We start from the raw sequence: 12,722 nt of genomic DNA, 5'->3' as shown, positions 1-12,722 counted from the left end.
GTGAACGATCCGACCGACATCCCGCCCAGCGAGCAGCTGCGCGAAGCCAGCACCTGGCAAGCCTGGTCCCGGCACAGCTACCCCGAGGCCAGTGTCGAGCACGCCCAGGTCGACCTGGCGCTGAACGCCTGGCTGGGGCGCATGACCGGCTACGTTTCGCCGGCCGCGCTGGCCGCGGCCTGGCAGGACTGGGCCACGCACCTGCTACTGTCTCCGGCCAAGCAGATGGAACTGGGCATGCAGGCGCTGACCGGCTTCGAGCAGTGGCTGCGCTACAGCGGCGCCGCCATGCTCGGCAGCGTAGCCGAACCGGTCCGCCCGTTGGCCCAGGACAAGCGCTTCTCCGACCCGCTGTGGCATGCCTGGCCCTACAACCAGCTCAGCCAGGGGTTCCTGCTGACCCAGAAATGGTGGCACCGCGCCACCAGCGGCGTGCGCGGCGTCTCGCCGCATCACACCGACGTCGTGACCTTCGTCGCCCGCCAGTTGCTGGACGGATTCGCACCCTCGAATTTCATCGCCACCAATCCGATGGCGCAGCAGGTCACGCTGGCCAGCGGCGGCGAGAACCTGCTGCATGGCGCCGTGCGCGCGGCCGGCGACCTGCGGCGCGCCGTCATGGGCGACGCGCCCGCCGTCGCCTGCCGGCCGGGACGCGAGGTGGCCATCACGCCGGGCAAGGTCGTCATGGCCAACCACCTGGTCGAGCTGATCCGCTACGACCCGCAGACGCCGCAGGTGCATGCGGTGCCGCTGCTGATCGTGCCGGCCTGGATCATGAAGTACTACATCCTCGACCTTTCGCCGCAGAATTCGCTGGTGCGCTACCTGGTGGAACGCGGCCACACGGTCTACATGGTCTCCTGGAAGAACCCGGACGCCGAGGACCGCGAGCTTTCGCTCGAGGATTACCGGCGCCTGGGCGTGATGGCGGCCATCGACACGATCTCGGCGCAGACCGGCGCGCCGCGGATCAACGCCTGCGGCTACTGCCTGGGCGGCACCCTGCTCGCGGTCGCCGCGGCGGCCATGGCCCGGGATGGCGACGAACGGCTGGCCGGCATCACCCTGCTGGCGGCCCAGGTCGACTTCACGGAACCGGGCGAACTGTCCCTGTTCATCGACGACAGCCAGGTCGCCTTCCTGGAAGCCGCAATGTGGCAGCAGGGCTACCTCGACACGCGCCAGATGGCTGGCGCCTTCCAGCTGCTGCGCTCGAACGACCTGATCTGGTCGCGGCGGCTGCGCCACTACCTGCTCGACATCCCGGACAAGGACAACGACCTGGCGTCCTGGAACGCCGACGCCACCCGCATGCCCTACCGGATGCACTCCGAGTACCTGCGCAAGCTTTTCCTGAGGAACAGCCTGGCCAGCGCGCGCTACATCGTGGAAGGGCACCCGGTTGCGCTGACCGACATCCACATTCCCATCTTCGCGGTCGGCACCATGACCGACCACGTGGCGCCCTGGCGTTCGGTCTACAAGATCATCCCGCTGTCCGATACCGAGGTGACTTTCCTGCTGACCTCGGGCGGCCACAATGCGGGGGTGGTGTCGCCGCCCGGCACGCATGGGCGCAGCTACCAGATCGCCACCCATGGGCATGACGCCCCGTATGTCGCTCCCGAAACCTGGCAGGCGGTGAATGAACTGCACGAAGGCAGCTGGTGGCCGGCGTGGGAAGCCTGGCTCGCCCGCCACGCCGGCCCTCCGGGCGCTCCGCCCGCGCCGGCTCCCAGTCTTGGCGATGCGCCCGGAACCTACGTGCTGCAGCCATGAGCGGCGCCGAGGCAGCCCTCGTCCATGAAGGCCTGGGCACGGCATTCCTCACGACGGCGGTGCTGCAGGCGGTGCGGCATGGCTGAGGAGCGCGAGCGTCATCTCGACCGTGCCGTCGGCGGTGGCGCGCAGCTCGAAGCCGCAGGCGCGGGCCAGCCCGTGCATGCGCACATTGCCGGCCAGGGCCGTCCCGCGCAGCGTGGCCAGCCCGCGTGCGCGGCAGTAATCGAGCAGGCAGGCCATCAGGATCAGGCCCAGCCCCTTGCCCTTGAGGTCGGAGCGCACCGCGATCGCAAATTCGCCGGCGATGTTGTCGGGGTCCGCCTGCATCCGCGCCACGCCGAGCGTCTCGTCCGCGCCGCTTGCCGCCTTGCGGGTGGCGATGAAGGCCATTTCGCGCGCGTAGTCGATCTGCGTGAAGCGCGCCAGCTGGGCCGCGGACAGCTCGCGCATCATGCCGAACATCCGGTAATGCACGTCTTCCTGGCTCAAGCCGTGGAAAAAGGCGACGTGGGCCGGCGCATCCTCGGGGCGGATCGGGCGCAGCAGCAGCGGGCCGAGCGCGCTGTCGACGCGCCGTTCGAGTTCGGCCGGATACGGCAGGATCGCCAGCCGCGCCAGCGGATCCTGGCCGGCCGGCACCGGCGCAAGACGCATCCGCGCATCCAGGGCCACCACGCCGTCCGCATCGGCGAGCAGCGGATTGATGTCGAGTTCCACCAGTTCGGGCAGGCCGGCGGCCATTTCGCCGATCCGTACCAGCACCTCGTACAGCGCATCCAGGTCGGCGCGCGGCACATCGCGATAGCCTGCCAGCAGGCGCGCCGCCCGGGTGCGGCCGACCAGGTCGGCGGCCAGCACGCGGTTCAGCGGCGGCAGGGCGACGGCCTGGTCGGCGGTGACCTCGACCGCGACGCCGCCCTGGCCGAACAGCACCACCGGCCCGAACACCGGATCGACGCTCATGCCGGCGATCAGCTCGTGCGCGCGCGGACGCCGCGCCATCGCCTGCACCGTGAAGCCGGCGAGGCGCGCCTGCGGCCGCGCGGCCCGCACCCGCGCCAGCATCGCTTCCAGCGCCTGCGCCAGCTCGGCCTCGCCGGCCAGGTCGAGCACCACGCCGCCGACGTCGGTCTTGTGCGCGATGTCCGGCGACAGGATCTTCAGCGCCACCGGAAAGCCGATGCGGCGCGCCGCCGCCAGTGCCGCGGCGGCGTCCCGCGCGGTCTCGGTTGCCACCACCGGAATCCCGTAGGCCGCGAGAATGGCCTTGGCGTCGGCTTCGCTCACCGTCGTCACGCCCTGCGCCAGCAGCCCGGCGATGCGCGCGCGTGCAGCCTCGCGATCGGCCGGCGCCGGCCTGCCCGCCGGCGGCGCCTGCGTCAGCAAATGCTGGTTGCGCTGGTAATCGGCCAGTTGCAGGAAGGCCCGTACCGCTTCCTCCGGCGTATCGAACAGCGGCACCCCGGCATCCAGGCACAGGCTGCGCGCCTGCGCCACGCTGGCCCCGCCGAGCCAGCAGCACAGCACCGGCTTGCCGGCCGCGCGCAGCAGCGGCAGCAGCGCACGCGCGATGTCGGCGGCCGGCACGATGGCGGTCGGCGCATGGATCAGCAGCACGGCATCCGCGTCCGCTTCCTCCAGCAAGGCCTGCAGCGCAAGGCGGTAGCGCTCGACCGGCGCGTCGCCGATGACGTCGACCGGATTGCCGTGCGACCAGGTGGGCGGCAGGTTCGCCGACAGCCGGGCCAGGGTCGCCGGCCCCAGCGGCGCCAGGCTGCCGCCGCCGCGCACCAGGGCGTCGGTCGCCATCACCCCGGGGCCGCCGCCATTGGTCAGGATCGCCAGCCGTGGCCCGGCCGGGCGGCGCGGCTGCGCCAGCACCGCCACCGCGTCGAACAGCTCGCCGGTCGAATACACGCGCAGCATCCCGGCACGCCGCAGCGCCGCGTCGTACACCAGGTCGGAGCCGGCCAGCGCCCCGGTATGGCTGAAGGCGGCGTGCGCGGCCTCCGCCACGCGCCCGGCCTTGACGATGATGGTCGGCTTGGCCCGCGCCGCGCCGCGCGCCGCCGACATGAACTTGCGCGCCTGCCGCACGCTTTCCGCATACAGCAGGATGGCGTCGGTGCCGGGGTCGGCCGCCAGCCAGTCGAGCAGGTCGCCGAAATCGACGTCGCTGCCGTCGCCCAGCGACACGAAACTCGAAAAGCCGATGCGGCGCTCGCGCGCCCAGTCCAGCACCGCCGTCACCAGGGCGCCGGACTGCGAGAGGAAGGCGAGCCGCCCCGGCAGGGCCGCTACCGGCGCGAAGCTGGCGTTCAGCCCAGCCTCCGGCACCAGCAGGCCGACGCAATTCGGCCCGAGGATGCGCAGCAGGTACGGCCGCGCCGCGTCCAGCATCGCCTGGCGCAAGGTACGGCCGCCGCCGGCATCCGCATCCAGCCCGGCGCTGAGCACGACCGCCGCCTTGCAGCCACGCGCGCCCAGCATCGCGACGATGGCGGGCACGGTGGCGGCGGGGGTGCAGATCACGGCCAGCTCCGGCGCCTGCGGCAGGCCGGCGACGTCGCGCGCGACCGGCAGGCCGGCGAGCTCGGTGTACTTCGGGTTGACCGGCCAGACCTGGCCCTTGAACCCGCCACCGACGACGTTGGCCAGCACCGTCGCGCCGACGCTGCCGGGCCGGGCCGAGGCCCCGATCACCGCCACCGATCGCGGCGAGAAGAAATAGTGCAGGTTGCGCACACTCATCCTGTCCTCCCCTCTGGGCACTTGCGTCCGGATACCTGGCAGGTTTTTCGCGGTCCAAGCATCACCATGATAGGCCATCCACACAAACCATGAGCTACAAAACCATCCTCGTCCACGTGACCCCCGGCGCCGCCGGCGATGCCCGCATCCGCTTCGCGGCGGCCCTGGCGCGCGAGGCCGGCGCCCACCTGGTCGGCAGTTGTCCCAGCGGCGTCTCCCGCTTCATCCCGTCTTCCTCTCTGGCCGGTGGCGGCAGCGCGCTCGCCATGCGCTGCGCGGAACTGCGCCGCGATGCCGGGGAGGCGCTTGCACGCTTCGAACGTCTTGCCGGCGAGGAAGCCGTGGCCAGCTGGGAGGCGCGCTTTATCGACGACGAGGCGGGCGCCGGCCTTGCCCTGCAGGCGCGCTACTGCAACCTGGTCGTGGTCGGCCAGGCGGATCGTGATGTGGCCGCCCCCATGCTGCCGTCCTATCTGCCCGGATACCTGATCGTCAACGGCGGCCGGCCGGTACTGGTGGCGCCCGCCGGTAGCGCCGTGCTCGCGCCGCAGGGCGCGGCGCTGCTGGCATGGAACGGCAGCGTCGAGGCCACCCGCGCCGCCGCCGCCGCCCTGCCCCTGCTGCGCAGCGCGCGCTGCACGACCGTGCTGGGCCTGGACGACGGCACCGCCGGTGCCGACCTGGCGGCTTGCCGGGAACTGGCGGCCTGGCTGAAGCGGCAAGGCGTGGCAGCCCGCGCCGATTGCCGCGCCGCCGCTGACGACGCCGGCGAGGTCCTGCTGGCGGCAGCCGCGGACAACCAGGCCGGCCTGCTGGTGATGGGCGGCTATGGCCGCACGCGCCTGCGCGAGCTCGTGCTCGGCGGGGTGACCGCCACGGTGCTGCGCGGGATGACGCTGCCGGTCCTGTTCGGTCACTGAAACTGCAACCCGCTGATCGTCGTGATGCCGGTCACGCGAGGTACTGGCCGCCGTTGATGTCGAAGGTCGCGCCGGTGATGAAGCCGGCGGCATCGTCCGCCAGGAAGGCCACCACGCGCGCGATGTCCTCCGGCGTGCCGAGCCGCCCGACCGGGATGCCGGCGACGATCGCATCCAGCACCTTGGGGCGCAGCGCCGCCACCATTGCCGTGTCGCAATAACCGGGCGCGATGACATTCACGGTAATGCCGTGCTTCGCGTTCTCCAGCGCCAGGGCCTTGCTGAAGCCGAGGATGCCCGCCTTCGCCGCCGCGTAGTTGCTTTGCCCGATCTGCCCCTTGCGCCCGTTGATCGAGCTGATGTTCACGATCCGGCCGAAGCGGCGCTCGCGCATGCCTTCGATCACCAGGCGGGTCATGTTGAACAGCGAACCCAGATTGGTCCGCATGACATGCCACCATTGCTCCTTGCTCATCTTGTGGAAGGTGGCGTCGGCCGTGATGCCGGCATTGTTGACCAGGATGTCGACCGGGCCCAGTTGCTGCGTCACCTGGGCGAGGCCATCCGCGCAGGCATCGAAATCGGCCACATCCCATTGATATACGGCGATCCCGCTCGCCTCCTGGATTTCGCGGGCGGCGGCCGCGTTGCTGTGATATGTCGCCGCCACCTTGCAGCCGCTGTCGCGCAGGGCCAGCGAAATCGCCCTGCCCAGGCCGCGCGTGCCGCCTGTTACTACCGCTGTCCTGGCCATGACGCCTCCTGTGATTTCAACCGGCATGTTCGCTGGACCGCGCCGGGCGCGCGGAGTTCAATCCTCGCGCATGGCCTCACCGGCGATCGTACCTGATGCGCACCAAATCGGTCACAATAAGCGGGGGGAGGCCCTATGCACCAGCATCAATCCGCGATTAATTCCAGTCTCGAGACAATGCGCCGGCTGCTCCTGCCGCTGCCGGAGATGCAGGCCGAGTTCGATGCCCAGGTCGACCGCGGCATCGCGCACCTGCTGCCCGTGCTGGGGCCGGTCTGCGGCGTGTTCCTGGTCCTGTTCGCAGCCTGGGATGCCTGGCTCGATCCGGCACAAGTCTTCCTCACCTTGCGCATCCGCGTCGCCATGGCGCTGCTGGGCGCCCTCGCCTGCGCCCAGGGGCGTTTGCGCTGGGGCGCCTCATGGCGTGTGGCCTGGCTGTACGCGACCCAGGCCGGCGCCATCATCGTATGCTCGGCCCTTCTTCCACAGGGGCTGCTGCTGGCGCTGCCCGGCATCACGGGCGCGCTGTTCCTGCTGGCCCTGGTCGAGCCGCGGCCGCGGCGCTTCGCGCTGGCGGCGCTGCCACCGTCGCTGCTGCTGGCCGTGCTCGCCGGGCTGGAGCTGCCGCTGCCGCTGTTCCTGGACACGGTGCTGCTGCTTGCGTTCTCGTGGCCGCTGGCGCTCGGCGTCGCGCTGGCGAACCTGCACCTGCGCCGGCGCGCCTTCGTGGCCGAGCAGGCCGTCCTGCACGCCGTCCGCCACGACAGTCTCAGCGGCGCCCTGTCGCGCGGCTATGTGACCGAGCTGGCCATGCACGACGTCGCCCTGGCGCAGCGCCACGGTCGCCCGCTGGCGGTGGCGATGCTGGACATCGATCACTTCAAGCGCGTCAATGACACCTACGGCCATGCGGCCGGCGACCGTGCCCTGTGCGCGCTGGTGGCTGCCTGCCGGACCAGGCTGCGCGCCAGCGACTATATCGGACGCATCGGCGGCGAGGAATTCGTCTGCGTGATGCCCGAGGCCGGCGCCGCGGACGCCGTGGCATGCGCCGAGCGGATCCGCAACGAAGTCGCGAAACTGTGCCTGCCTGCCGAAGCGGGACCGCTGCGTTTCACCGTCAGCCTCGGCGTGGCGGTCCTCTGCCCCGAGCACGCCGGCTGGGCGGATCTGCTGCGCGCGGCCGATGCCGCCATGTACGAGGCCAAGCGGAGCGGACGAAACCGCACGGTGCTGGCGCATCCGGCGCCCGTCCATCCTGGTCCAGACGGATACTGATCGCGATGGCGGCGCCATGACCGGCTCAAAGAAGGCTCTTTCCATTCATCGAACGAATGATCTCGTCATGCCGCTCGTTGTCGGTCTTGTGCAGGTAGGCCGCGGTGGTCGAGATGTTTTCATGCCCCGCCGTGTCCTGCAGGGTCTTCAACTGCACCCCGTTGTTGGCGTGGTTGGTCAGCATGCTGTGGCGCAGCCAGTGCGCCGACGCCTGCCGCAGCGTCGCCGCCGTGTCCTGGTCGCCTTTCGCGTCGGCGGCGCGCGCGGCATCGGCGAAAACGGCCTTGATGGCTTCGGCCGCCGCTTCGTCGGTGATGCGCGCCGGCGCGCGCGCGCGGCTGGACAGGACCAGCGGCGTGCGGTCCGTGCGGCTGCTTTGCGGCAGCAATTCGAATGCGACGCGGTAGGACTGGAAGGCTTCCAGCATTTCGGGCGGGACCGGCAGGCGGCGCGGCTTGTTGCCTTTGCCGAGCACGTCCAGCCACCAGCGGCCGTTGCCCTCGGTATAGATCGAGCCCATGGCCGCGCTGACGATCTCGTTCAGGCGGGCGCCCGTGTGCGCAAAGGCGACCAGCAGGAAGCGGTCGCGCGCGCGGCGCCTGAAAGCCGCGCGCGTCTCGGCCGGACGGCCGGAAACCGTTTCGAGCGCAAGCGCGATCGCGCCCTGGGTCAGGTAGCGCGTGATACGGCTGCTTGAGGCCGCCTTGACGTTGCGAACCAGCGCGCCAGGGTTCCGGCGCAGATAGCCGGTCTGCTCCGCAAAGCCCATCAGGCCTTTCACGGCGATCATGGCCTGGCGCCGGCTCGCGTCGGACAGCGGCCCGGTGAACGGCCGGTAGCGTGGATCGCTGCGCGGCCACTTGGTCTTCGAGACCCACGCCGGCGGCGGGTCCTTGAGGAATTCCTTGTAGTTGTTGAGGTCCGCGACATTCAGCTGGGCCAGGGTCTTTTTGGCTTCTTCGCGGCACCAGGTCAGGAAGCGGTAGAGTTCCTTCTGCGAGTTCTGGATCGACTTGGCGCTCAGTTCGCCGTGCGCGATGAATTCGCGGGCCAGTTCGATGTCGGTGGTGGCTTCTGTGATCGCATCTTCCGCGAGCCGGTACATCTTGACGTGCGCGCGGCCGCTCGGACCGGTCGTGATGGCTTCCGGTGCGGACGGGCCCAGGTCGATTGGGGTAAAGTTCGGCATGCTGCGAGTGACATGAAACTGTATGTTTGTACAGTATAACACTTTGCCAATTTCAAGCGACAATCCAGGGAGCGTCCATGAACATCAAGGTCAACAACACCACCCCCGACACCACCCGCATCACCCTGGTCGGCGAACTGCAGGACGGCAGCTTCAAGGCCAAGGTCATGTCCGAAACCGAGGTCCCCTACACACCCTATTGGGACCAGCAGCTCGAGCAGCGCATGATCTACATCCAGCCGGATCCCGAGCAACTGAAGGCCATCGTCACTGCCCTCAACGAACGGCGCCTGAGCCTGGACCAGCTCCAAAGCTTCGGCAGCGCCGGCGGCGGCACCTCCGATATCCCCGTCTGAGCGGCTGCCCGGGGCGCGGCGGGCGCCGGTGTTTCATCGGGACGTCGCGAACCTGCGCCGGTATGGATGCGCCCATGTCGCCCCTTTAAGTAAGGGCAGGCCGCGATTTGCGCCAGCGTCCTACAGCTTACCGGTGCCCGCGCCGACAGCCTGCGGCAGGACTGCGGGCGATAATCGCTCCTCCTGCAAATGGGAGAGCAAGCATGAGTGCATCACAGAGCAAGAACGGCGACTCGCCCGCGCTGGGCATCGGCGGGACCACCAGCGGCGAGGCCGGGTCCACCCCCACCCACGAAACCATGGCCGAGACGGGCGGCAGCGGCGGCGATGCGCTGACCAAGCCGCGCGACGAGGAAATCGCCGCTTCGGGCGCCTCGGGCAAGACCCAGGGCGACAAGCTTCAGCATGCGGTGGATGCCGCAGGCGGACCGGAAGGCGCCGGCACCGCAGCCACCGCGACCGCACGCGGCGCCCAGGACACGCGCAGCCAGCAGGCCGGCATCCAGGAGACCGGTCTCGGCACGCCGGAGACCGGCGGCAACCAGTCGGAAGCCGACCTGGCGCCGCCGTACAAGCCGTAGATCAGGCCGCGCTGTCCATGGCAATGCAAGCTTCCGCACACCGGCGGCAGGCTTGCGCGCAGGCCTGGCAATGGTCCATCCGATGCTTGCCGCACTCGTCGGCGCAGGCGCTGCACACCGTCGCGCACAGCCGGCAAAGCTGGACCGCGAAGTCGCTGCCGCGCGCCATGTAGGCGGCCGCCATGCGGCAGATCGCAGCGCAATCCATGTCCAGCGCAATGCAGCGAGCCATCATCTTCACGTCGTCTTCCTGCAGGCAGGCCGTCGAGCAGTTGTCGCAGGCCGCCGCGCAGGCATTGCAGGCATCGATACAGGCCTGGTATTCCGGGTGCTGAACATCGGACATCGCATCCTCCATCGCTAGGCAGGCGTCCAGCCTAGCACGCGACGGAAAATGGATTCGTACGAATGAACTCCGGACTCAGCGGCCAGCCGACGCGCCTTTGACCACCGCCCCGCCCTTCATCACGAACTTCACGCGGGTCAGCTCGGCCGGATCCTTCAGCGGATCGCCGTCGACGGCGATCAGGTCCGCATACTTGCCCGTCGAGACCGAGCCGATGCGGTCCTTCCAGCCCAGCAGGTCGGCGGCGTTGATGGTCGCGGCCTGGATCGCCTGCATCGGGCTCATGCCGTATTGGACCATGTAATGGAACTGGCGCGCGTTGTCGCCGTGCGGGTAGACGCCGGCGTCGGTGCCGAAGGCCATCTTGACGCCGGCCTTGAAGGCTTTGCGGAAGTTGTCGCGCTGGAGCTGGCCGAGCGCGCGTTCCTTGTCCAGCGATTCCTGCAGCATGCCGGCCCTGGCGCCTTCCTGCAGGATGTAGTCGTCGTTGTAGATGTCCATCACAAAATACGTGCCCTTCTCGCGCGCCAGGCGGATGCCTTCGTCGTCGACCAGGCTCGCGTGCTCGACCGAATCGACGCCGGCCAGGATGGCATCGCGGATGCTGCTGGCGCCGTGGGCGTGCGCGGCCACGCGGCGGCCCAGCTTGTGCGCTTCTTCGACGATGGCCTTCATTTCCTCCAGCGTGAACTGCTGGGCGCCGGGCTCGTCGCCCTTCGACAGCACGCCACCGGAGGCGCAGATCTTGATGGTGTCGGCGCCATATTTCGCCATCTCGCGCACCTTGGCGCGCGCCGCCCACGGGCCGTCGGCCACGCCGTTTTCGATGTAATGGAAATCGTGCGGCAGCAGGTTGTTGTCGCAGTGGCCGCCCTGGATGCCCAGTGCGTAGCCGGCCACGCGCATGCGCGGGCCTTGCAGCTCGCCCTCGTTGATGGCGTCGCGCAGGGCGATGTCGCCGAAGCCGCTGGCGCCGACGTTGCGCACCGTGGTGAAGCCGGCGTTCAGGGTCACCTGGGCCGCATGGGCGCCGTACATCGCCGCGCGGATATCGGACACGCCCAGCGAGGCATAGCCGTGCTGGTTCGGGTTGCCGGTCAGGTGCGTATGGGCGTCGATCAGGCCGGGCAGCACGGTGGCGCCCGACAGGTCGACCACTTCGGCGCCGGCCGGCACGCTCAGGCTGGCGCTCGGCCCGACCGCGGCGATGCGCTCGCCCTGGATCAGGATGGTCTGCTTGTCCAGCACCTTGCCGGCCACCACGTCGACCAGCTTGCCGGCGCGGACGGCGACGATATGCTCGTTCGACGCGGCGTGGACGGAGGCGGCAATGCCGAGCACGGCCAGGGTGGCTGCGATTGCTTTCAGTTTCATGGGCGGATGTTCTCGAGGGATGGGGGCGCGGCCAGCTTGTGCCAGTTGCGCCAGGAAACGAGGGCGTTGATCCAGAAGCCTGCATACAGGACGGCGGTCAGGTGCAGCCCGCGGCTGAAGTACAGCGGTGTGGCGATCGTGTTCACCAGCAGCCAGAAACCCCAGTTCTCGACCCGGCGCTGCATCATCAGCAGCTGGCCGATGATGCTGAAAACGAGCACGGCGGAGTCGATGAAAGGCGCGTAGGCGTTCGTGAAGTGGTGCAGCATGGCGCCGTAGGCGGCGGTGGCGCCCAGGCCGAGCGGCAGGATCCACAGCAGGCTGCCGGCGCCGGCGTGGGTGACGGGCAGCGGTTCGCCATGCCGGCCGCGCAGCCACTTCCACCAGCCGACGATGCCGGTGACGACGAAGAACACCTGCAGCGCGACGTCCGCGTACAGCCGGTTCTGGGCGAACAGGAGGCCGAACAGCGCGGTGCCGGCGATGCCGGTCCACCAGGTGTGGACGTTATTCCGTCCGGCGAGGACGATGGCGGCCGCCGTAAAGACGTTGGCCGCCAGTTCCAGCGGTGCGGTTGCGGCCAGCGCCGCATACATGCTCGCCAACCCCTGCCCTGCCTGGTCCATTCCCGCTCCTGTGAAAAGAAGCGTGTACTGTACGTCAGCAGGTGGGACTATTGCAAGAGAGGAACGCTTTTATGGACTGTTCACTCCAGGCGGATCGTCTTGTGCTCGCTGTCGAGATCCGGCTTGTCGCCGGTGATGGCGGCCTTGGCCATGGCGAAGATGCGCACCATCTTGCTGTCGTTCGAGTCCCAGTATTCGGCGGAGTGCGGATCGACGCGGATCAGCACCACATGCTCGTCCTCGGGACCGGCCGGGAACCAGGCCTGCACGGCGGTGTTCCACATGGCGCGGATGCGCTCGCGGTCGACCACGCGCTCGGCGGTGCCGCTGACGGAAACATAGAGGCTGTTGTCATTGTCGGCAAAACCGAGGTTGACCTGCGGGCGGTGGGCGATGCACTCCCACAGCGCGGTCAGGGTCGAGGTATAGAACCAGATCCCGCCCTCGTCGTCGACCTGCTGCTGGGTCATCGGCTGGCTCAGCAGGTGGCCGTGCGGGTCCTGCCAGGTGAACATCGGGAAGCGTACGTGCTTGACTTTCTCGGCCAGTTTGGCCACTTCGGCGGCGTGGTGGGTGCTCATCGGATTGTCCTCATGGAGATGGAATTCCATGGCATCTTAGCGACCGCAAGAATCCGGGTCGGTGCGGCGGCGAACCATCGAAGCACAGCTTTCTTGAGACCCATCAACGATGCCAGCAAGCGCGAAAACCGCACGATAGCCCGGAAATATAATGTCGGTTTAGCGCCGGAGTCCATGCCGA

At 69.1% G+C, this 12,722-nt stretch carries 12 protein-coding genes; 5 read left to right on the top strand and 7 right to left on the bottom strand.

The window, feature by feature from the left end; genetic code table 11:
* The gene (locus tag ACFPO9_RS00985) at window positions 1–1,782 is read left to right on the top strand and encodes a PHA/PHB synthase family protein (protein ID WP_379765710.1); all 1,782 of its coding nucleotides are present in this window, start codon (window positions 1–3) and stop codon (window positions 1,780–1,782) included.
* A 48-nt stretch (window positions 1,783–1,830) separates the two neighbouring features.
* Here the strand turns inward: ACFPO9_RS00985 and ACFPO9_RS00980 are convergent, their stop codons facing one another.
* The gene (locus tag ACFPO9_RS00980) at window positions 1,831–4,536 is read right to left on the bottom strand and encodes a bifunctional acetate--CoA ligase family protein/GNAT family N-acetyltransferase (protein WP_379765707.1); all 2,706 of its coding nucleotides are present in this window, start codon (window positions 4,534–4,536) and stop codon (window positions 1,831–1,833) included.
* 89 nt (window positions 4,537–4,625) lie between these two features.
* Here ACFPO9_RS00980 and ACFPO9_RS00975 point away from each other — a divergent pair, with 89 nt between their 5' ends.
* On the top strand, window positions 4,626–5,456 hold the full coding sequence (locus ACFPO9_RS00975) for a universal stress protein (protein ID WP_379765704.1): 831 nt from the start codon (window positions 4,626–4,628) through the stop codon (window positions 5,454–5,456).
* Window positions 5,457–5,487: 31 nt separating this feature from the next.
* Here the strand turns inward: ACFPO9_RS00975 and phbB are convergent, their stop codons facing one another.
* On the bottom strand, window positions 5,488–6,210 hold the full coding sequence (gene phbB, locus ACFPO9_RS00970) for an acetoacetyl-CoA reductase (RefSeq protein WP_379765701.1): 723 nt from the start codon (window positions 6,208–6,210) through the stop codon (window positions 5,488–5,490).
* A gap of 177 nt (window positions 6,211–6,387) precedes the next feature.
* Here phbB and ACFPO9_RS00965 point away from each other — a divergent pair, with 177 nt between their 5' ends.
* Window positions 6,388–7,488 carry a GGDEF domain-containing protein gene (locus ACFPO9_RS00965; protein ID WP_379765698.1) on the top strand — a complete coding sequence of 367 codons (1,101 nt, stop codon included), beginning with the start codon at window positions 6,388–6,390 and terminating at the stop codon, window positions 7,486–7,488.
* 25 nt (window positions 7,489–7,513) lie between these two features.
* On the opposite strand, the gene ACFPO9_RS00960 is transcribed toward ACFPO9_RS00965, so the two are convergent.
* Window positions 7,514–8,677, bottom strand: a complete 1,164-nt coding sequence (locus ACFPO9_RS00960; protein ID WP_379765695.1) for a tyrosine-type recombinase/integrase — start codon at window positions 8,675–8,677, stop codon at window positions 7,514–7,516.
* A gap of 77 nt (window positions 8,678–8,754) precedes the next feature.
* Here ACFPO9_RS00960 and ACFPO9_RS00955 point away from each other — a divergent pair, with 77 nt between their 5' ends.
* Both ACFPO9_RS00955 and ACFPO9_RS00950 read left to right on the top strand, forming a co-directional pair.
* Window positions 8,755–9,033 carry a hypothetical protein gene (locus ACFPO9_RS00955; RefSeq protein WP_379765692.1) on the top strand — a complete coding sequence of 93 codons (279 nt, stop codon included), beginning with the start codon at window positions 8,755–8,757 and terminating at the stop codon, window positions 9,031–9,033.
* 203 nt (window positions 9,034–9,236) lie between these two features.
* Window positions 9,237–9,614 (top strand): hypothetical protein, encoded by a 378-nt coding sequence (locus ACFPO9_RS00950; protein WP_379765689.1) that lies wholly within the window; start codon window positions 9,237–9,239, stop codon window positions 9,612–9,614.
* Window position 9,615: 1 nt separating this feature from the next.
* Here the strand turns inward: ACFPO9_RS00950 and ACFPO9_RS00945 are convergent, their stop codons facing one another.
* The 4 genes from ACFPO9_RS00945 to ACFPO9_RS00930 form a co-directional block, all read right to left on the bottom strand.
* Window positions 9,616–9,960, bottom strand: a complete 345-nt coding sequence (locus tag ACFPO9_RS00945; RefSeq protein ID WP_379765686.1) for a four-helix bundle copper-binding protein — start codon at window positions 9,958–9,960, stop codon at window positions 9,616–9,618.
* 75 nt (window positions 9,961–10,035) lie between these two features.
* Window positions 10,036–11,334 (bottom strand): Xaa-Pro dipeptidase, encoded by a 1,299-nt coding sequence (locus tag ACFPO9_RS00940; RefSeq protein WP_379765683.1) that lies wholly within the window; start codon window positions 11,332–11,334, stop codon window positions 10,036–10,038.
* The gene (pnuC, locus tag ACFPO9_RS00935) at window positions 11,331–11,960 is read right to left on the bottom strand and encodes a nicotinamide riboside transporter PnuC (RefSeq protein ID WP_379765680.1); all 630 of its coding nucleotides are present in this window, start codon (window positions 11,958–11,960) and stop codon (window positions 11,331–11,333) included. Before pnuC ends, ACFPO9_RS00940 begins: the two co-directional genes overlap by 4 nt.
* An 80-nt stretch (window positions 11,961–12,040) precedes the next feature.
* The gene (locus ACFPO9_RS00930; protein WP_379765677.1) at window positions 12,041–12,571 is read right to left on the bottom strand and encodes a pyridoxamine 5'-phosphate oxidase family protein; all 531 of its coding nucleotides are present in this window, start codon (window positions 12,569–12,571) and stop codon (window positions 12,041–12,043) included.
* Window positions 12,572–12,722 lie beyond the last annotated feature (151 nt).

This window comes from Massilia aerilata (assembly GCF_042656905.1).
Lineage (GTDB): Bacteria > Pseudomonadota > Gammaproteobacteria > Burkholderiales > Burkholderiaceae_D > Telluria > Telluria aerilata.
Note: the sequence above shows the minus strand (reverse complement) of the source record. Positions and strands in the feature narration are given on the sequence as shown.

What these genes read in the sequence shown, in the direction of transcription:
- ACFPO9_RS00980 (WP_379765707.1), bottom strand. Translation starts at nt 4,536, where the DNA reads ATGAGTGTGCGCAACCTGCACTATTTCTTCTCGCCGCGATCGGTGGCG.
- ACFPO9_RS00950 (WP_379765689.1), top strand. Translation starts at nt 9,237, where the DNA reads ATGAGTGCATCACAGAGCAAGAACGGCGACTCGCCCGCGCTGGGCATC.
- ACFPO9_RS00955 (WP_379765692.1), top strand. Translation starts at nt 8,755, where the DNA reads ATGAACATCAAGGTCAACAACACCACCCCCGACACCACCCGCATCACC.
- ACFPO9_RS00930 (WP_379765677.1), bottom strand. Translation starts at nt 12,571, where the DNA reads ATGGAATTCCATCTCCATGAGGACAATCCGATGAGCACCCACCACGCC.
- phbB (WP_379765701.1), bottom strand. Translation starts at nt 6,210, where the DNA reads ATGGCCAGGACAGCGGTAGTAACAGGCGGCACGCGCGGCCTGGGCAGG.
- ACFPO9_RS00960 (WP_379765695.1), bottom strand. Translation starts at nt 8,677, where the DNA reads ATGCCGAACTTTACCCCAATCGACCTGGGCCCGTCCGCACCGGAAGCC.
- pnuC (WP_379765680.1), bottom strand. Translation starts at nt 11,960, where the DNA reads ATGGACCAGGCAGGGCAGGGGTTGGCGAGCATGTATGCGGCGCTGGCC.
- ACFPO9_RS00975 (WP_379765704.1), top strand. Translation starts at nt 4,626, where the DNA reads ATGAGCTACAAAACCATCCTCGTCCACGTGACCCCCGGCGCCGCCGGC.
- ACFPO9_RS00965 (WP_379765698.1), top strand. Translation starts at nt 6,388, where the DNA reads ATGCGCCGGCTGCTCCTGCCGCTGCCGGAGATGCAGGCCGAGTTCGAT.
- ACFPO9_RS00945 (WP_379765686.1), bottom strand. Translation starts at nt 9,960, where the DNA reads ATGTCCGATGTTCAGCACCCGGAATACCAGGCCTGTATCGATGCCTGC.
- ACFPO9_RS00940 (WP_379765683.1), bottom strand. Translation starts at nt 11,334, where the DNA reads ATGAAACTGAAAGCAATCGCAGCCACCCTGGCCGTGCTCGGCATTGCC.